Raw genomic sequence first — 17,210 nt, 5'->3', positions numbered from 1 at the left:
GCAAAGAAATTTCAGGAACAGGCCCATTCCGCATCGGCCGGCGTGACCAACCCCTGCCGAAGTCGTCTGTGAAGTTCATGCCACGACGGGTCTGACACGAAGCCTTTCATGCTTCCACAAGCCTCGGCGAAGGAGATGTCGCCCAAACGCTCAATAATATCACTCTTCGCGCCGTTCCTGCCATTTAGGAATAGCTCGAACGGATCATCATCGCACTCAATGACCCGATGTCCCCAAGCTCCCGGCACGTCGTCCCTTGCCAGAGCCTGCAGAAGATCCGCATCCACGCCGGCAACCTCAAGCGCCCGGCGGACAACATAGCGCATCAAGGGATAGTAGACCGGCTGATGACTGCCTCCGAGCACGCGAACGCCGGGCAGAATGGACAAAACCAAGAACACGAGGAGGAGATTCGGAATGAGGGTGCGGTTTGCCAGCCGCTCAAGGATTTCGGGGGCCGAAAAGGGGGCGACCTTCATGCCGGTCGCTGGATGGACGAGTTCCCCCGCGGCGAGCCGCAGCGGCAGGCGCTTGCCATTCTCATAGAACCAGAAGAAGTCGGTGCCGCGCGGGAGCCAGCCACTCCAGGGACCGGCTACCAGCCTGTCGATCTCGGCAAGGATATTCGAAGCAAGCTTCGAGTCTTCCAGCAGCCACGCCCGTAACCAGGAATCTGCGTCCGACAGATGGTCCGCCACTAGGTCGGCAATATCCTCGTCGTCGATCTGCAGAAAAGCGAAACGGCCTGCGAACATTTTTGGCCAAAGCATCAGATTGGCTGCCTTGATGGCATGCGCCGGCCGCTCGAATTGGGTCTTGGGCAGAAGACTGCGCAGCCGCGCGAGCGCGTCGCCCTGAAGGTTTGGCTCCGTCGGCACAAGCTCAAATCTATAGGAGCCCGGCCCGGCCAGAAGGTTATATCCCGCCATCCGGCTTCGGCTCAGACCAAAGACGTTGACCGGCTTGCCGCCAACGGTGAGCCAGCCGGGCCCCTTGCGTGGCTTTTCAACGAGGCTGACTGTCGAAACGGCGTAGGAAACGTAGGTCGAGCAGCCATGCGCCGAGAGACCAAGGAGGCTGAAGACATGCGTGTAATATGCTTCCGGGTCCATGAGGAGAAGCAAATGCGGGCCAGTCTGCAACACGCGGCGCCTTTGGAAATCCCGGCAGATTTCCGAGGCGGCATCGGCCGATAACCCGTTTCGTGTCGCTGCCTTCCTGATGAGGTCGAGTAGTTTGGTGAAGGCTCGAAACCGGATTTCTGGCATGGGCCTTGAAGCTGGCGCCTCGAACAGGCGAAACGCATAGTCGCGTATCGGCCGGGAATGATATGGGCTCATCCAGGGGTAGAGTGCCCTCAGCGACCCCAGGACTGCCTGTTTCGCGTCGGCACCTGCTGTTAGCTCTTCCACCTCACGATTCACCTTTTTCTTGTGTCTGAACGACACCGGCGCTCAAACACGAAATACTGATGAGGAGCACTACTCCAAAGCTGAAGAAAATCGTCGAAGGAAATGCTCGATCTCCTACAGCGGCGGCGATGCCGAAGACGAGTAACCCGAGCACTACGGCCGCACTATGCATAATGCCTTTTGCCCGGCCCAACAGATAAACGGATACATGCGACTGCAATGTGACTTCAACGCTGACGCGTCCAAGATTGTATAGAAATCCGAGTGCGGCAAAAAGGATGACTGTCCAAGGCGTGCGCAGAGATGTCAGCGCCATGAGGACCAGCGCCGTTAAGCCCAAAAGCGTGAGATGCCGCACGTGGGTACTCATCGCTCTTTCAATCAGGAATAGAGAGACCGCGCCGATCAGCGAGCCCGCCGACCATGCAGCCTCGAGGTAGCCGAAATCCACGGCACTACCCTTCTGCTCCTGAAAGACGAAACTCGATCCCATGACGCTGACAAGCACCGCGCTTGTATAGAGAAGCGCGTAGACGACAATGAGACGACGCAGGCTCAGATCGATTTGTGCTGCAGAGATTTTGGCGATGCGGACGTCGCGCGAAACCGGTTCCAGCCGCATCAAGGCAAGGCAGCCCGCTGAAAACATGAAGAAGGCAGCAAGAACGGTGAATGGCAGGGTTGGGGAGCGCTCATGTAGCAAAGGCCCCACAAGCAGCGCTGCGCCGAGATTGCCGAACTGCATGACGAAGAAGACGGCGGAATTCGAGGCTACTAGATCGCGGCCGTCAGCCATCACAGGGATCATTGCTTGCGAGCTCGTAAGCGCGACACGGTCGCAAAACGAAAAGAGGGCCGCTGACAGACAGATGGTCAGAAAGACGTCGAGGTAGAGAAGCGCGCAAGCGGTAGCGAGCATGACGACCAAGCGGCTGAGGTCTGCCGCAACGTTCAAGCGTCGCCTGTCAAATCGATCCGCCGCTGCGCCGGCCAGAGGGCTTGCGATGAATTCGACAACGCTGGCGATCGCAAGGAACCTTGCCACGCCGGCTGTTCCGTATCCTCGCTCGACGAGGATCCAGGCGGATGCGATGTAGTAGCCGTTTCGGGCAACAGCAGCCAACAGCGTGCTGGCCAGGAATCCGAGGCAGGGATTGGACCGGTCGGCCCGTCCTTTGCCATGATGAATTCGAACCAGGTTTGACATGAGCGGCGTATCCGGGCTGACCGCCGATATAGACCTTCTTCCGCCAAGCCTGCTTTACTGTGATGTCGGGGTTTTCCGATACTTGCTGAGAACTGACAAGCGGCGGCCTAGATTCTGCACTTACGGCGAAATTCGGTGGGAGACGCGCCGAAGGCCCGCTTAAAAGCAATGGTGAAATGGCTCGAGCTTCCAAAACCACACTCCATCGCGATTTTCGTTGCCGACAAATTGGTAGATCGCAACATGTCCGCCGATTGTTCCAGTCGACGACGCGCAATGAATGCATGTGGCGTCATGCCTGTCGACTGCTTGAAAGCCCTGCAGAAATGGAACCGGCTGACGCCAACCTCCTTTGCCAAAGCGGCCAAGGTGGGTCTGCCGTCCGACGAGGCCTCGATCATTCCTATCGCCCGCTTGAGATCGAACGATGACAGACCGCCTTTTGCCTGTTCACGATAGACGCCGCTCAACCTGACCATCTGTGCGAGCAATTGCGTGGCTTGGCTCTCCACCATCGTTACGCTGATAGGATCGGGCTGCTTGAGTTCGATGGCGATCCTCTGCAGCGCCATCTCCGCGACGCTGTCTCGAAATCCGATCGAAGGCGGTAGGTCAGCCGGGCGAGCGCCCACCATTCCCCCAAATACCTCGTCAGCGAAGCCCTGTTCGATCGAAACGAGCAGGTAGGCGGCGGTCGCGTCGCCCTCATCCCAGCCAGTCCAATCCTTGCCTCCAGGCATATAGACTATTGAGCCGGCGCGCCGCGGCTGGAAGGATATCCGGCGCCCATCGACGAAGTCTTCTCCGTTGCGCGCGACACCCTTTAGATTCAACAGGAACACAGGCCCTGGAAAGGCGATCTTTGTTTCCTGACGCTCCAGTCCAGTCCTTTTGATCAAGTCCGCCCGCACTTGCCCCCAGCCCCCACACTGGTGAGCAAGCGTCTGGTGCAGAGATGGGCGAATCTTGTTGGGGTCGAGGCAAGGGTATCCGCGAATCGAAGCAGCCTCCCAATAGCGACCAGCTCGTTCCGCTGTGTTTTGCCGAACCACAGGTTGCCGAACAACTCACAAATAACTGGGAGTTGGTGGAAGATGTGACTTTAGTAAAAATATGGCAATTGAATGAAAGCCGCGCGCCCCACGCAGCCCTACCAGTGTCCTCAGCCAGTACTTGAGCCAACGGGAATATTAGACCATTCTTATTTTATTGGCATTTCCCCATCGAGTTCTTGGCGTCTCACAGATGGAACGGTGTGGGAGACATACTGCGATGCGAGGTCTAAAGGATTTCCTGGCCGAATGCGATCATGGCCCGCGGATTAACGGACTTGCCGGCTTCTTCGCGGCTACCGCTGCCGGAAAGAGCGGGATGCCGATCCGGAAGCCCATAGCCGACGCACGCCTTCTACCCAGCGATGGACTCCTACGCGATCTGGTTGCGCTGCACGCGACCCGCCAAGGCTTTTTTGACCAGCACTATCACGGCAGCATCCCTTATAGATTGGAAGAGGAGTGCCGGATGGCCCATGCAGTGCTGAAATACGCACGGCACCGTGGCGCTCCGTTTGCGCTATACAGCCTTGGAACAGCGGAAGGGACGATGGCGAGAACACTGTCCGAACTGTCCGAGGGACAGATACGCACGCTGTCGTGCAGCCCGAACGCGGAAAATTACAAATGCTTCATGGCTTATGGCGAACCGCCGCACGCCGACTTCTTCGTCGGCCCCTTCCATCATTTGACGAAGGACGTCCTGGGTTCAGATCCGCGACTGGCAGGTTTCGCTCACGGATTCGATGTTATTCTGGAAGATACGACGTTTCAGATGTACTCGCCGAATAGGGTCAAGCAGATCGAGTTTGTCAGCCAGCACCTCAAGGAAGGCGGCATCTTCGTCTTCGTCGAGAAATTTCGCGCGATCGAGGAGACCGACTATCGGCGTCGCGAGTACCAGAAGGATTTCGGGTTCAAGGCACGCTACTTTCCACAAGACGAGATCGAAAAGAAGCAGACCTCGGTCCTCAACACGATGTTCAACAATGAGGTGACTCTGGGCGAGATGCATGACGCGGTGCGAGCGCATTTCAGCCACTGCGTCATGACGTGGAACAGCGGAAACTTCTGCAGCCTGGCGGCAAGCAACGACCGGGAAAATTTGAACCACTATGTTTCCCAGATGGCAGCCCCTGCCATTCCACACGAATATGTCTACGAGACCAGCCTCGATCCTGACGCCGCCGATCTCAGCGCCGAAGGGGAGAGAGAATGAAATGCGCGGCGCGGATCGCGCGGCGATGGGACGCCGCGACCGCTCGCAAACGCGGTTCACACCTTATCGGGTTCGTTGAATGTAGCTGCTGTTGGATCGACAGTCGCGTCAGCCAAGCTGTCTGTGGGGCGGGTAGGCCGTTTGGACCATGTGCTGGCAGCCGTCGATCATGGCAGCCTCAGGCAGGCCGCAAAGGCTCCGCAGAGGTGAGTTCAACTACGGCCGGCCGCCAAGGATGCAGCCATTGCAGGTCGGCCAGTACGCGTGGAAGGATTTTCCGTCAACTTATGGCGGCTATCCGGCCGACAGAAACCGCATTGCCCGAGGTGGCTCACCCGAGGTCTGCAAGATCGGCGCCTATGAGCGAACACGCGGGCTTACCGTGGCACCCGCGGGCGGCATCAAGGCCGGGATGAGCGGTGGTGAGGTCTTCGCAGCGTTTGAGCAGCTTTGGCGTGATGCGGGTCTGCCACCCGCCTACGGGCTCGTTTCCCGTATCGGTCACGTTGGTGGCCTCGATGTCACCGAGCCGCCGTCGATCTCCAAGGCCAATGTCGAGATCGTCAGACCCGGCATGATCTGGCACCTGGAGCCCAAGCTGGAGATCAACGGGGGGCCGTCTTTCAGTTCGAGGAGGTTGTCTGCGTTCGAGAGAACGGAGTTGAATTTCTGAGCGAGCTTTCTCCGGAACAACTGCCCGTCATCAACTGATTGCTTGCCAATGCCGCGGTCGGACCGGTCGCAACGTTCCGGCCCGGCAGGTGGGATATAACGGCTAGGGCGACGCGGCGAGCAGCAGCCAAATGCAGCGAGGTAGCCGTGCGTCATGGAGAGGCTCGGGTGCTCAAGAAACAGGCGAGGCCATTAGGCTCCCGAAACGCGAATTACGTCATGAAGCCAAAGATCGCAATATGCTCCCATGATGCGGAATTCTACCTGGTGCTCAGCCACATCCTCAAAGTGGATGGCTTCAGCGATGCGTTGGCCCGCGATGTTGATGAAATGGTCGAGCTGGCCGCCGAAACACCGGTCGATGCCTGGGTGATGGACTGCAGGCCGCACAATCATATGGCGGACGTTTGCAGCCGGCTGAGGCAGGATCCTCGAACAGGCCCCCTGCCGGTCGTCGCGTTGATCGCGCCCGGTGCCGAGGATCAGCATATTGGCCTGCTGAAGTCAGGAATAGACGAGAGTTTTATCCGGCCGTTGGCGCCGGCGAAGCTGCTCGACTACCTCCACACCAGATTGGGAACCGGCCGCCAATTCGGATTGCGAACGCACAGCGCGATGTCGCTGAACTGCGGGGACATCGAAATGCAGATCGACACCCACCATGTGCGCTGCAACGGAACCGAGATTTCGTTAGGACCGATTGAATTCAAGCTACTGCGTCACATGCTGGAACATCCCGGCAAGGTGCTTAGCCGTGACGAGCTGATCAGGGCGGCTTGGCCTGGCAATATCTATGTTGGTCCCAGGACGGTAGATGTTCATATCAGCCGGTTGAGAACGTCGATCAAGCAGTCCGCTCACACCAATCCCATCCGCACGGTCAGGCTCGGCGGATATGCGCTGGAATATCAGAAGGCTCAAGGGACAAGCGTCGGGTCGTTGCTGGCCGACGATCTGTAGGCTGGGTTGGACCCCGCAACGTCGCCGACCAGGTGGGGATGAAAACGGGACAGATCGAGCCTGTTCTCGAGGGTCGGCAGCGCGACGGTAGCCTCGACGTCAGCTAAGCGGATGTCGAGCGCCTTTCATGGAGGACAGACGGTAACGCGCGGAGACGCGGAGAGATGTGATTTTGCCGACTCGACGATTGCGCAAAATCGCACTGGTTTCGGGAGAGTTCCCGTATCTTGCCTTGAACACCGGCAAAATCTCACTGGCGCCCGACCTTTGTTGGGCGGATAATATGAGGGGTGGCGGTGGCGATACGGTAGATCCTCATGACCACGCACAAAGTCGGCTATCTGATCGGCAGCCTCGCAAAAGGCTCGATCAACCGCAAGCTCGCGACAGCCCTCGTCCAGCTCGCCCCGCCAGAGCTTGAAATGTCGGAGATCTCCTTCAAGGATTTGCCCCTCTACAGCTACGACTACGATGCGGATTTTCCGCCTGTCGCGCGTGCTTTCAAGGATGCCATCGCCTCGGTCGAGGCCGTCCTTTTCGTCACACCTGAGTACAATCGCTCTATCCCGGGCGGGCTCAAGAACGCCATCGACTGGGCAAGTCGGCCCTACGGCAAGAATTCCTTCTCCCGCAAACCGTCTGCCGTCATCGGGACATCGCCCGGAACGATCGGGACCGCCGTAGCCCAACAGAGCCTGCGCAGCGTGCTCAGCTTCTGCAACTCGCCCCAGATGAACGCGCCGGAAGCCTATATCCAGTTCACGCCGGGCCTGATCACGGACAGGGGCGAAGTCACCGTTGAATCCACCGAGCAGTTCTTGCGCAGTTACATGGCGGAGTTCCACATGTTCATCGCGCGGGTTCTCCAGGTCCTTCCCAGGGAGGCGTAGGGCCGGTGCAAGCCTGTGGGCGCCCCCATTCCGACGTTCTGTTTCCAAGAGTGGTATCGTGGCTGGCAGCCTTTGCCGGGAGCCTTTCATACGGAGGGGCGCCGGTACGATCTCGGTGATCCGTCATATGCCGCGCTGCTCCTTTGGCTTTGAGGCGGCTTATCGGCGTTGACCCAAGCGACAACCGCGCCGGATGCGTTCAAGGACCCCCTGCGATGCGGGCTCAATTCCAGAACGAGGCACGCCATGCGACGGCCTGGATGCAGCCGCGGTCGCCGCCCGGTGACGAAAACGACATCGCAAACACAAAGTATCGCTCTGGACCCGCTGCGGCAAAAGCTTATATCGCGCGTAGAGTTAGCAACGTTCTGCAGCCAAAGGGGCGCGCATTGCCCATCAATACGCTGAATTTGTACACCAAAGAAACATCAGGCATTTCGAAAAGAAGCTGGAAACAGAAACAGACGCTGCAAATCTCGAGTTGCTTCTACAGTTGTTGGCCGAGGAAAACGCGAAACTTTGCCGGTCGAGCGGTTCTAAGTCGGCGCAAGGTTAGCCCAGACGATCTCGGCGATAACAGTCTTCGCAGTGACCGTGCCATGCAGACCAAGGCCGCCGGTATGCTCGCCTTGAACCTGTCGCCGCCTTTGATCATCAGGCCTGGACGGCACTTGTCCAAGGGCAACTGCCGGCCTGCGGGCGTGGTAGAATTCTTCGGGAACCGGGTCCATGTCGCGCCGAACAGCCGGCCATTCCTGGCGCTGCCCGAGGACCGGATCGCGGTGTATTTCGTCGCAGGATTGTGCATCTGTTTCTCCGGCAATGCTGCCGACTGGCCTGACCATCTCAGAGATTGACCTCTGCATTGTCGACCACATTCGGCTTGGCGCCGGTGACAGCCGCGAACACCATCGTTGCGGTTGCGACGACAAGTCCTGGGCTGTCCCACAATTCGCCTTCGTCCGGTGTCACCGTTATCAGCCGGATTTCAGGGTCGTCGGCATTGTCCCACCATGCCGCGTCAGTTTTCTCCCAGAGCTCGGCAATTTTTCCCTTGTCATTTGTCACCGAAGCCGAACCGGCGATCTGTCGCCTCGGCGGGTGTGAGGTCTGTTTCTTGCTCTCGACGCTTTGCCATAAGATGTCCTCCAATGAACGGATTGCGCTCGTACAACTCGCGCTCGGCTGCGGCGTTCCAAGTAGGATTTCGTCAGGTTGCGTTGGTCGGGATGACGTCCGACCTTGGCCACGGCTCGAAACAGAACTGGCTGTCGCCTGCCCGGTTTCACGCTGTCGATTCGCCGGCGCGGTTGCTGATTGCCAATACAAGCGCAAATCATCGACGACAGCTTTCGGCAGGGCTCATTGCACCCTCAATGGCCAAATGAGGCGCAAAGCGGACAAGGTTACCGAACCCACTAACCTGTCTGCGCAACGATCGTATCCTGGGCACGTCCTCAGTTGTTTGACGCCATGGCAGCCCTATCCCCGGTGATGTTTTCCAGGCCGACGATGGCTTGGCCAAAGAAATCCTCGTTCCCCTTGCCAGAGGCAGCAAGCGCGAGATTGCTTCCGCTCGCCATGTCGAGGGCGCGCCGTAGCAGGAAGAAAGCCCCGATATTCCTGGCTCGACGGCTCGTCCGTGGTGGCGCCTTCCAGCAGGGGACATCCTCCGCCGCGACAAGGCGAACAGGCGGCTCGAGGGATATGCCGTTGGAGCCTTTGATCTCGAGTGTGTAAACGCCTGGCGCCCTACCGCGAACACTTCATCGCAAATGCAGGAGCCTCTCTCTTACCGACCTGCAGGAACTCCACGCGGCAGAAAGTCTGCGCTCCGGCAACAATCATGTTCAACTAAATGGCTATGACGGCTCGATTTCCCTCTGGGAATGCCGCTCCACGGAAACATGAGTCACTGGCTCGCGCGGCGGGTCCGGGCGCGCGTAGAACCGCATACCCTTTGCCCATAAAAGGAGTGCCTCCCAATGGATGGCGGCGATGACTTTTATTGTCAGCAGCGGATAGGCGAGGAAGGCGCGCGCCAGCGTAGTGTCGGTGAGCGGACGCCGCTTGCCGGAGAAACTGGCGACGATGAGTGGTCCTTGGTCATCGCTGGCAGTAATGTGAATCGACACTTCGTTGCCTGGTGGACCGACCCGGAAGCGATAGTGCATGCCCATGGCGATGAACGGTGACACATAGAAGTGTTTGTCGCAGTGCTGCTCGATCAAACCCTCCCGCCCGCTGTCAGCGACGGGGATCAAGTAGCTGTGACGCTGGCCGAAAGTGTTGCTGACTTCGTAAAGGATGGCGGTGAGATCGCCCTGCCGACGATGGCAGAAATAAACGCTCAGCGGATTGAAGGCATATCCGAGCATCCTCGGCATCGACAAAAGCCGGATCGGCCCGCCATCCGCCTCGATCCCCGAGGCGTTCAGCTGCCGTTCGACATAGGCACGAAGCGATCCATCCGAGCTGTCGCCGTGATCGCGGTCAACGAAGCCAAAAAAGTTGAACCGGTTGCGCGAAAACAGCCGCAGCCTCGTGCCAAGAGCGTCGATCTCGTCGAGGTCGAGCAGCAAAAGGAACATGCGATAGGATAGCCTGTGCCGACGCGGCTTCAGCCGCTGGTGCATGACCTTGCCTGCGTACAGAGCTGATTGCGGTTCCGGCATCAGGCAGCCACGAGGTGGGGCCGCTTGACCGCGGTCGAAATGTGGATCCGGCCCGATTCATCCGGCACGTCCCAAGGGCGACGCACACCCCCCAGCGCCTCGGCTACGGCAAGGCCGGACTGCAGCCCGTCCTCGTGGAAGCCGGCGCCGAAATAGGCCCCGCAGAACCAGGTGTTGCGGACCCCTTGCAGCGACCAAAGCGCCCGTTGCGCCCGCATTGCGGCTGCGTCGAATGCCGGATGCTCGTAGATTTCGCGATGTCTCACAGTCCGGGCCTCAGGCTCCACGGCAGGGTTGAGCGTCACAAACAGCGGCTGTCGGTCCGGCAGGGACTGTAACCTGTTCATCCAGTACGTCACGGACAACTTGCGGGTTTCACCTTGCGTCTCGGCAAGGTAGTTCCAGCTCGACCAGGCGCGTTTTCTGCGCGGCATGAGGCGCGGATCGGAATGCAGCACGGCCTCGTTGCGGCTGTAGCCGAAACTGCCCAGCAGTTGTTCTTCCTCGTCGCTCGCGTCGGCCAGCAGGCGCAGTGCCTGGTTGGCGTGGGTTGCGACAACGACTTGATCGAAGCGGTGCTCGACGCCCTCGGCATCCGTGAGCCATGCCGCTCCCGAGTGCCGTGCAATGGACCGGACGCCACGTCCGAGGAATATCCGCCCGGTGAAGAGCTCGGCAAGGCGCTCCACATACTTGCGGCTTCCGCCATCGACGGTCCGCCACATCGGCCGGCCCGCCAGCTTGAGCAAGCCATGATTTTTGCAGAACCGGATGAAGGCTGCGGCCGGGTAGTTGCCAACCTCCGCCGCCGGGGTCGACCAAATCGCCGCCGCCATAGGATAGAGATGGTCCTCACGGAATGCGGCTCCATAACCCTTGGCATCGAGATATTCGGCGAGGCTGCACTCGCCAATACGGGAGATATCGTAAGGTGCCTCGCGATAGAACCGGAGCAGCTCCCGAAGCATGCGCCAGAACCGAGGGCGTCCGACATTGCCTGGCTGGGCCAGCAGCCCGCCCAACCCGGTCCCGGAATACTCCAGGCGTCCACCGTCCAGCGAAACCGAGAACGACATCTCGGACGGCTTGCTGCGCACGCCAATATGGGCAAACAGGGCCGTCAGATTAGGGTAGGTAACTTCATTGTAGACAATGAAACCGGTGTCGACCTGGATGCCGCTGGCCTCGACTGTGTTGCTGTGGCCACCGAGGCGGGAACCTGCCTCGAACAGGGATACGTTGTGGCGTTCCGAAAGCAGCCATGCGGCTGACAGTCCGGAGATGCCGCTGCCGACGACCGCTATATCCTTGCGCTGATCCGTGACCAAGTGCGTGCCGCCTGCCATGATACGCGCCATCCAGTTTCGAGTGGAAGGGGCGGCGCTCCTCCCCTAACTTCAACTTGTACGCGGCTGCGCGCAGTGTGGATCACAGTCCTGGCGGATTACCGCACGGTTGGTGATCCGAACGTCGTGGCCGCGCGTAACAGGGTCCATGAATGCATCGGGAAATTGGTTCATTGCTGATACGGTTTCGCTGGCCTTCGATTCCACGAAGATCGGATTGGCGATGACCATGCGCGCGGATGAAGGGACCCTATCTCCGGAGGAGGCGATACGCCTGATTTCCGCGGTCGCCAAAGGGCGGGATCGCGCGGCCTTCGCCGCGCTCTTCGGTTTCTACGCGCCGCGATTGAAGGCCTTTATGATGCGATCCGGGATGACGGCTTCGGCGGCCGAGGATGTTGCTCAGGAAACCATGCTTCTGGTCTGGAAGAAGGCCTCCTACTTTGATCCGCGGCGAGCGGGAGTCTCGACCTGGATATTCACGATCGCCCGCAACGTGCGGATCGACCGGCTGCGCCGGGAAAGCCGCCCCGCGACTGTAGCCAGGGCCTTCGATCCTTCAGATGAGGTGGATGGTCCGGTTTCGGGGGAAGCGGCGGTAATGACGGCAGAGCGCGAAGAGCGCGTGCGTTCGGCGATCGCCCTGTTATCCAGCGAACAAGCCCAGATCCTGCGGCTGTCCTTCTTCGGCGACAAACCCCAATCGGAGATCGCGGGCGAGCTCGGTATCCCGCTCGGCACTGTAAAATCGCGCGTTCGGCTGGCCCTCGGCCGTCTGCGCCTCATCCTGGACGACCTCAAATGATGAAGCATCATCCGAGCGACGAGACGTTGTTCCGCTTCGCAAGCGGCTCGCTGGAGAGCGGACCGCGCATCGTCGTGGCCGTGCATGTCGGCGGCTGCACGGCTTGCGCCGCGCGGATTTCCGAGTTCGAAGCAGTGGGCGGCGCCCTGCTGAATGGAATCGAGCCGGAAGAGATGGGCGAGGACGCCCTGGACCGCCTGATGGCGAGGATCGAGGTGGATAGCGATAGCGGCGGTGAGGCAGCGCAGCGCTCAAGGCCGACGCGTGCCGATGTCGGCATCCGTCTGCCCGAGGCGTTGGACGGGTGCGGCATCGGCCCGTGGCGCTGGATCGGACCCGGAGTGCGCTGGAGCCGCGTGACCATCCCCGAAGATGCCAGTGCAAATGTCATGCTGTTGAAGGTAGCAGCGGGTCGCAGGCTGCCGGAGCATACGCATTCCGGCTGCGAATACACCCAGGTCTTGAAGGGCTCGTTTTACGATGCGCGTGGCCGTTACGGGCCCGGAGACCTGGATGAGGCCGACGACGAGATCCAGCACCAGCCGGTCGTTGACGAGACGGGGGAATGCATATGCCTTGCCGCGCTCGAAGGTCGTATGCGGCTTCGCGGCTTCTTTGGACGCCTGGTCCAGCCTTTCATCGGCGGCTGAGCGCCTTTGATGAGCATCGTTTTCGCCCTGTTGATAATTGCCGTCGGCCTGTCGGCGACGATGGCGGTGGCGTACCTGGTGGCAGTCCGTAGCGGCAGGTCAGGATGGATCGATGCGATCTGGTCTTTTTCCGTCGGCCTCTTCGGCGCCATTGCGGCGTTGCTCACTTATGCCGACAACGAAATACTCCCACGACAGTGGCTGGTGGCGGGTCTTGCGCTTGCCTGGTCGCTCAGGCTCGGCTTCCACATCGCCATGAGGACCGCCGGCGGCGGCCAGGACGATCCGCGCTACAGCCAGCTCAAACATGAGTGGGGCGCCGACTTCCGCGCCAGGCTGTTCTGGTTCCTGCAGATCCAGGCCGCAGCCGCCTTCCTGCTCGTGCTGTCGATCATGGCGGCTGCCCACAATCCCGGCCCGGCGCTAGGCTCCAATGACTGGGCTGGTATCGTGCTTATGCTGGTGGCGGTGGGTGGAGAGGCGATAGCCGACCGGCAACTGACGGCCTTCCGGGCTGATCCTGCCAACACGGGCAAGGTCTGCGATGCGGGCCTTTGGGGACTGTCACGACATCCCAACTACTTCTTTGAATGGCTGGGATGGCTCGCCTACGCGGTCATCGCGATCGATACCACAGGCGTCTATCCGTGGGGATGGGTGGCGTTAGGAGGGCCTGTCCTGATGTATTGGCTGCTCGTCCATGTATCGGGCATTCCGCCGCTGGAGGCCCATATGCTTCGCTCGCGGGGCGAGCAATTTCGTCACTACCAGGCACGCGTCAACGCGTTCTGGCCGGGATTGCCAAGGGCCGCCGCCCTCAACCAGGGGAGATGAACGTGAGCCTGATCGGGTCCGCAATTCGCGCCGTCGAGCGCGCGCCGCTGCCGGATTCCGCCACTCGTTATGCCATCGACGTTCTTGTTGGCAGGACACGACGGCGCCTGGCGACAGCGCCATTGGTCGATGAAATGCGCTTTGCACGGAACATGGCAAGTCACGCCATCGCGGAGCACACCTCTGCAGCCAACGAGCAGCATTACGAGCTGCCGCCCGATTTCTTCGCTCTGACGCTCGGACCTCGTCGAAAATATTCCTGCTGCCTTTACGACACCGGCGGTGAAACGCTGGCCGAAGCGGAAGCGGCTGCCCTTGCGCAAACCGTCGAGCATGCCGCACTTCAAGACGGACAATCCATTCTTGAACTGGGTTGCGGCTGGGGTTCGCTGACGCTGTTCATGGCAGAGCGCTTTCCCTCCGCACGCATCGTGGCGGTATCGAATTCGTCACCGCAGCGCCTGCATATCCGGTCCGAGGCGGCAGCGCGCGGCCTGCGAAACATCGAAGTGATCACCGCCGACATCAATGAGTTCGTGCCGGATGCAAGTTTCGACCGCGTGGTGTCGGTCGAGATGTTCGAGCATATGTCCAACTGGCGCGAGCTGCTTGCCCGCGTCAGGACCTGGCTCGAACCCGAAGGCAGGCTGTTCGTCCATGTCTTCAGCCATCGACATAGCCCCTATCGCTTTGACCATCGCAGCGACGCCGACTGGATTGCGCAACATTTCTTCACCGGTGGGATCATGCCGAGCCATGGCCTGATGGCCCACTTCGCCGATTGTTTCTCGATCGAGCGTGAATGGCGCTGGAGCGGCAGACACTACGCGCGGACCGCGCGTCACTGGCTTGAGCGGTTCGATGCCAACCGCGAGAAGATCGACCGCATCCTGGGCAAGGTTTACGGCGGTGATGCAGGGCTGTGGCGGCGGCGCTGGCGGTTGTTCTATCTCGCGACCGAGGGCCTGTTCGGCCATGCGGGCGGTGAGGAATGGGGCGTCAGCCATTATCTGCTGCGACCAGCACGCTAAACCGATGAAAAGCCTCGCACGCCTGTGGCGCTGGTTGAACGCCTATGCCGCGCACAGCGATCCGCTGACCGTTGCCGCCAACTGGATTGCAATCGTCGTTGCGTGGAATCAGCCTTTCTATCCGCTCTATCTCTGGGCTGTCGTTGGCGCGGACAAGATCGCGCCGTCCTTTCTCACCTTCCTGTCGACCCCTTTCTTCCTGGCGGTTCCGGCTGTCGCAAGGCGTCACTCGATGATTGGGCGCCTCATGCTGCCGATGACGGGTATCGCCAACGGAATCGTCAGCACCAAAGCCTTCGGGACAGGCTCGGGAGTGGAGATATTTCTCATTCCCTGCGCACTGATAGGCGCGGCTTTGTTCAGGCCGTCTGAGCGTGCGGCCGGCCTCGCGGTCATAACGCTTGCCGCCGGCGCATACTTCATTCCCGACCGTTTCTACGGCCTGCCGCTGGCTGCCTATAGTGCCGCTGACAATGCCGCGATGGTCGGGCTCAATGCGTTGAGTGCCGCGACGCTGATCGTGTTCATCGGCCTTCTGCTCTCCGGCGTTGTCGCTGCGTCGGAAAAACGCGACGTCAGGCACCGCGCAAGAAATAGCGGGTGACAAGAAAGCCCAGCACCGCCGTCGTGGCACTGAGCAGCGAACCCCAGCACATGTCAGCGATCGTGATTGCAAAGGGCCAGCCGCGTATGGTTGCCTGGTTGGTCAGGTCGTAGGTGGCGTAGGCGAAAAACCCGTAGAGCGCGCCATAGATGGCAGCCGTGGTCCACCTGCCGGTCGAAAAGGCGGGTGCCGTTGCGAAGATGATGATGCCGGCGACGTAGATCAGGTAGAAAAGAGCGGCCGGAACAGGGCTGAATGTTTCCACCAAAATGTCGCCGAGATATCGACGATAGAGGCGCTGCGACATCGTCGTCAACCAGATCGCATCGATAGCCAGGAATATGAGGAGGCTGGAAACATAAGCGACGAGATAGCGGGTCATGAAGGCTCCCTGTTTTCGTTGGTGTCGGCCTTGCCCCTGACGGAATGGTAGGCGGCCAGCGCCCGGTCCCGGGCAGCGCCGTGATCGACGATTGGTTTCGGATAGTCCCTGCCCAGCTCGATTTGCTTTTCTTCCAGCAAGGCCTTGGGTGCATCCCATGGCCGATGGAGGTAGCGGTCTGGCAGCGCGGCAATTTCGGGCACGTAGCGGCGCACGTAGTCGCCATGCGGGTCGAATTTCTCGCCCTGAAGGACGGGATTGAAAATACGGAAGTAGGGCGCGGCGTCGGCTCCCGAGCCGGCCACCCACTGCCAGCTCGCGGGATTGTTCGCCGGGTCCGCGTCTACCAGTGTGTCCCAGAACCACTTCTCGCCGTCGCGCCAGTCAAGCATCAGATCCTTGATGAGGAATGAGGCGGCGATCATGCGCACGCGGTTGTGCATCCATCCGGTCTGCCAAAGTTCGCGCATGCCGGCATCGACGATCGGGTAACCGGTCCTCCCGTCTTGCCAGGCCTCGAGGGCCCGTGCGTCGTGCCGCCACGAGAAGACCTCGAACTCCGGACGGAAGCTGCGCTCGCGCAGATCGCGATTGTGGAACAGGAGATGGTAGGAGAATTCCCGCCAGGCGACCTCCTTTCGGAACTTCGCTGCTCCTGCCTCGTGCGACTGGTGCAGCGCGGCGAATATCTGAAAAGGCGTGATCTCGCCGAAAGCAAGATGTGGCGAGAGGCGCGAGGTGCCCTGAAGGGCAGGCATATCGCGCTGGTGCTCGTAGTCGGGCAGATCTTCTTTTTCGAATGCCTGCAGTCTTTGCCGAGCGCCGTCTTCGCCGGGGGTCCATCGGCCGGCAAGTCCGCCCGCCCAGTCAGGCTTTTTAGGGAGCAGGGCGAGATCGTCCAGTGACAGGCTGTCAAACTTGCCGTTCCAACCCTTGATCGACCTTGGGGCATCGATCGGGTCGCGTCGATCGACCCCGCCGTTCAGCGCCTTCCAAAACGGCGTGTAGACCTTGTAGTAGCCGCCCGAGCCTGTCTTGAGCAGGGACGGTTCGTGGAGCAGCGCGCCATCGAAGCTTTGCACAACCAGGCCGGCTTCGCGAAGGTCGGTTTTCAGGGCCGCGTCCACTGCCGCCTCGGCCGGCTCGTAGCGGCGGTTCCAGTGCACACGCTTGGCCCCGCTCGCCGCGATGGCCCTGGCGACCACATCGCGTGTTCGGCCCCGCGTGAAAATAAGTCTTGCGCCGGAAGCGTGCAGCTTCTGGCCAAGCGCATCCAGTGAATGGTGCAGCCACCAGCGGCTTGCCGCACCCATCGGCCTGACATTCTCGTTCTCCTCATCGAGAATGTAGAGCGCCAAGACCGACCCGAGGTCGACCGCTGCCGCGAGCGCGGCGTTATCGCCCACGCGCAGGTCGCGCCGGAAGAGCACGATCGTCGGCGCCGAACCTGATCTGCCGTTCATCATGCCGC

General features: G+C 60.4%; 18 protein-coding genes. 10 read left to right on the top strand and 8 right to left on the bottom strand.

From position 1 onward, the window contains the following. Positions 1–11: 11 nt before the first annotated feature. The 3 genes from BLS48_RS30185 to BLS48_RS30175 all read right to left on the bottom strand — a co-directional run bounded on the left by BLS48_RS30185 (position 12) and on the right by BLS48_RS30175 (position 3,518). On the bottom strand, positions 12–1,412 hold the full coding sequence (locus BLS48_RS30185) for a hypothetical protein (RefSeq protein WP_167365303.1): 1,401 nt from the start codon (positions 1,410–1,412) through the stop codon (positions 12–14). A 1-nt stretch (position 1,413) separates the two neighbouring features. Then, on the bottom strand, positions 1,414–2,619 hold the full coding sequence (locus BLS48_RS30180) for an MFS transporter (protein WP_091585694.1): 1,206 nt from the start codon (positions 2,617–2,619) through the stop codon (positions 1,414–1,416). A 107-nt stretch (positions 2,620–2,726) separates the two neighbouring features. Then, the gene (locus BLS48_RS30175) at positions 2,727–3,518 is read right to left on the bottom strand and encodes a helix-turn-helix domain-containing protein (RefSeq protein WP_244529969.1); all 792 of its coding nucleotides are present in this window, start codon (positions 3,516–3,518) and stop codon (positions 2,727–2,729) included. 373 nt (positions 3,519–3,891) lie between these two features. On the opposite strand from BLS48_RS30175, the gene BLS48_RS30170 reads away from it, so the two are divergent. The 5 genes from BLS48_RS30170 to BLS48_RS35305 all read left to right on the top strand — a co-directional run bounded on the left by BLS48_RS30170 (position 3,892) and on the right by BLS48_RS35305 (position 8,269). Further along, positions 3,892–4,890 carry a class I SAM-dependent methyltransferase gene (locus BLS48_RS30170; RefSeq protein WP_091585742.1) on the top strand — a complete coding sequence of 333 codons (999 nt, stop codon included), beginning with the start codon at positions 3,892–3,894 and terminating at the stop codon, positions 4,888–4,890. 148 nt (positions 4,891–5,038) lie between these two features. Then, positions 5,039–5,563, top strand: a complete 525-nt coding sequence (locus tag BLS48_RS30165; protein WP_091585692.1) for a M24 family metallopeptidase — start codon at positions 5,039–5,041, stop codon at positions 5,561–5,563. Positions 5,564–5,781: 218 nt separating this feature from the next. Beyond that, the gene (locus BLS48_RS30160; protein ID WP_091585690.1) at positions 5,782–6,522 is read left to right on the top strand and encodes a response regulator transcription factor; all 741 of its coding nucleotides are present in this window, start codon (positions 5,782–5,784) and stop codon (positions 6,520–6,522) included. A 317-nt stretch (positions 6,523–6,839) separates the two neighbouring features. Further along, complete coding sequence (locus BLS48_RS30155; protein ID WP_091585688.1) at positions 6,840–7,412, top strand: NADPH-dependent FMN reductase; 573 nt, start codon at positions 6,840–6,842, stop codon at positions 7,410–7,412. A gap of 215 nt (positions 7,413–7,627) precedes the next feature. Further along, a complete protein-coding gene (locus BLS48_RS35305; RefSeq protein WP_143019547.1) occupies positions 7,628–8,269 on the top strand; it encodes a hypothetical protein in 642 nt (213 codons plus the stop codon). On the opposite strand, the gene BLS48_RS30145 is transcribed toward BLS48_RS35305, so the two are convergent. The 3 genes from BLS48_RS30145 to BLS48_RS30135 all read right to left on the bottom strand — a co-directional run bounded on the left by BLS48_RS30145 (position 8,259) and on the right by BLS48_RS30135 (position 11,445). Continuing rightward, positions 8,259–8,564: a pyridoxamine 5'-phosphate oxidase family protein gene (locus BLS48_RS30145; protein ID WP_280142555.1), complete on the bottom strand. Its 306-nt coding sequence runs from the start codon at positions 8,562–8,564 to the stop codon at positions 8,259–8,261. The two genes, BLS48_RS35305 and BLS48_RS30145, sit on opposite strands and share 11 nt — an antisense overlap. Before the next feature lie 710 nt (positions 8,565–9,274). Continuing rightward, positions 9,275–10,087, bottom strand: a complete 813-nt coding sequence (locus BLS48_RS30140; protein ID WP_091585684.1) for a DUF1365 domain-containing protein — start codon at positions 10,085–10,087, stop codon at positions 9,275–9,277. Beyond that, positions 10,087–11,445, bottom strand: a complete 1,359-nt coding sequence (locus BLS48_RS30135; RefSeq protein WP_244529967.1) for an NAD(P)/FAD-dependent oxidoreductase — start codon at positions 11,443–11,445, stop codon at positions 10,087–10,089. The genes BLS48_RS30140 and BLS48_RS30135 overlap by 1 nt, the downstream gene beginning before the upstream one ends. A gap of 136 nt (positions 11,446–11,581) precedes the next feature. Between BLS48_RS30135 and BLS48_RS30130 the strand changes: the two genes are divergently transcribed. The 5 genes from BLS48_RS30130 to BLS48_RS30110 are packed head-to-tail and all read left to right on the top strand — an operon-like array spanning position 11,582 to position 15,357. Then, positions 11,582–12,238: a sigma-70 family RNA polymerase sigma factor gene (locus tag BLS48_RS30130; RefSeq protein ID WP_091585682.1), complete on the top strand. Its 657-nt coding sequence runs from the start codon at positions 11,582–11,584 to the stop codon at positions 12,236–12,238. Then, on the top strand, positions 12,235–12,888 hold the full coding sequence (locus BLS48_RS30125) for a ChrR family anti-sigma-E factor (RefSeq protein WP_091585680.1): 654 nt from the start codon (positions 12,235–12,237) through the stop codon (positions 12,886–12,888). The genes BLS48_RS30130 and BLS48_RS30125 overlap by 4 nt, the downstream gene beginning before the upstream one ends. A gap of 9 nt (positions 12,889–12,897) precedes the next feature. After that, positions 12,898–13,722 (top strand): DUF1295 domain-containing protein, encoded by an 825-nt coding sequence (locus BLS48_RS30120; protein ID WP_091585678.1) that lies wholly within the window; start codon positions 12,898–12,900, stop codon positions 13,720–13,722. A 2-nt stretch (positions 13,723–13,724) separates the two neighbouring features. Continuing rightward, positions 13,725–14,753 (top strand): SAM-dependent methyltransferase, encoded by a 1,029-nt coding sequence (locus BLS48_RS30115; protein WP_091585738.1) that lies wholly within the window; start codon positions 13,725–13,727, stop codon positions 14,751–14,753. A 4-nt stretch (positions 14,754–14,757) separates the two neighbouring features. Next, positions 14,758–15,357: a hypothetical protein gene (locus BLS48_RS30110; RefSeq protein ID WP_091585676.1), complete on the top strand. Its 600-nt coding sequence runs from the start codon at positions 14,758–14,760 to the stop codon at positions 15,355–15,357. Here the strand turns inward: BLS48_RS30110 and BLS48_RS30105 are convergent. Both BLS48_RS30105 and BLS48_RS30100 read right to left on the bottom strand, forming a co-directional pair. Then, positions 15,329–15,739, bottom strand: a complete 411-nt coding sequence (locus BLS48_RS30105; RefSeq protein WP_091585674.1) for a DUF2177 family protein — start codon at positions 15,737–15,739, stop codon at positions 15,329–15,331. The two genes, BLS48_RS30110 and BLS48_RS30105, sit on opposite strands and share 29 nt — an antisense overlap. Beyond that, entirely contained in the window at positions 15,736–17,202 is a 1,467-nt protein-coding gene (locus BLS48_RS30100; protein ID WP_091585736.1) for a cryptochrome/photolyase family protein, read from the bottom strand. The genes BLS48_RS30105 and BLS48_RS30100 overlap by 4 nt, the downstream gene beginning before the upstream one ends. Positions 17,203–17,210: the final 8 nt, after the last annotated feature.

This window comes from Mesorhizobium qingshengii (assembly GCF_900103325.1).
Lineage (GTDB): Bacteria > Pseudomonadota > Alphaproteobacteria > Rhizobiales > Rhizobiaceae > Mesorhizobium > Mesorhizobium qingshengii.
The sequence above is the reverse complement of the archived record's forward strand: the minus strand, read 5'-3'. Positions and strand labels throughout refer to the sequence as shown.

Bases quoted from the DNA above. Each gene is read 5' to 3' on its own strand.
- BLS48_RS35305 (WP_143019547.1), top strand. From the start codon at position 7,628: ATGCGGGCTCAATTCCAGAACGAGGCACGCCATGCGACGGCCTGGATG.
- BLS48_RS30135 (WP_244529967.1), bottom strand. From the start codon at position 11,445: ATGGCGCGTATCATGGCAGGCGGCACGCACTTGGTCACGGATCAGCGC.
- BLS48_RS30100 (WP_091585736.1), bottom strand. From the start codon at position 17,202: ATGAACGGCAGATCAGGTTCGGCGCCGACGATCGTGCTCTTCCGGCGC.
- BLS48_RS30105 (WP_091585674.1), bottom strand. From the start codon at position 15,739: ATGACCCGCTATCTCGTCGCTTATGTTTCCAGCCTCCTCATATTCCTG.
- BLS48_RS30160 (WP_091585690.1), top strand. From the start codon at position 5,782: ATGAAGCCAAAGATCGCAATATGCTCCCATGATGCGGAATTCTACCTG.
- BLS48_RS30140 (WP_091585684.1), bottom strand. From the start codon at position 10,087: ATGCCGGAACCGCAATCAGCTCTGTACGCAGGCAAGGTCATGCACCAG.
- BLS48_RS30180 (WP_091585694.1), bottom strand. From the start codon at position 2,619: ATGTCAAACCTGGTTCGAATTCATCATGGCAAAGGACGGGCCGACCGG.
- BLS48_RS30165 (WP_091585692.1), top strand. From the start codon at position 5,039: ATGTGCTGGCAGCCGTCGATCATGGCAGCCTCAGGCAGGCCGCAAAGG.
- BLS48_RS30125 (WP_091585680.1), top strand. From the start codon at position 12,235: ATGATGAAGCATCATCCGAGCGACGAGACGTTGTTCCGCTTCGCAAGC.
- BLS48_RS30155 (WP_091585688.1), top strand. From the start codon at position 6,840: ATGACCACGCACAAAGTCGGCTATCTGATCGGCAGCCTCGCAAAAGGC.
- BLS48_RS30130 (WP_091585682.1), top strand. From the start codon at position 11,582: ATGAATGCATCGGGAAATTGGTTCATTGCTGATACGGTTTCGCTGGCC.
- BLS48_RS30120 (WP_091585678.1), top strand. From the start codon at position 12,898: ATGAGCATCGTTTTCGCCCTGTTGATAATTGCCGTCGGCCTGTCGGCG.
- BLS48_RS30110 (WP_091585676.1), top strand. From the start codon at position 14,758: ATGAAAAGCCTCGCACGCCTGTGGCGCTGGTTGAACGCCTATGCCGCG.
- BLS48_RS30170 (WP_091585742.1), top strand. From the start codon at position 3,892: ATGCGAGGTCTAAAGGATTTCCTGGCCGAATGCGATCATGGCCCGCGG.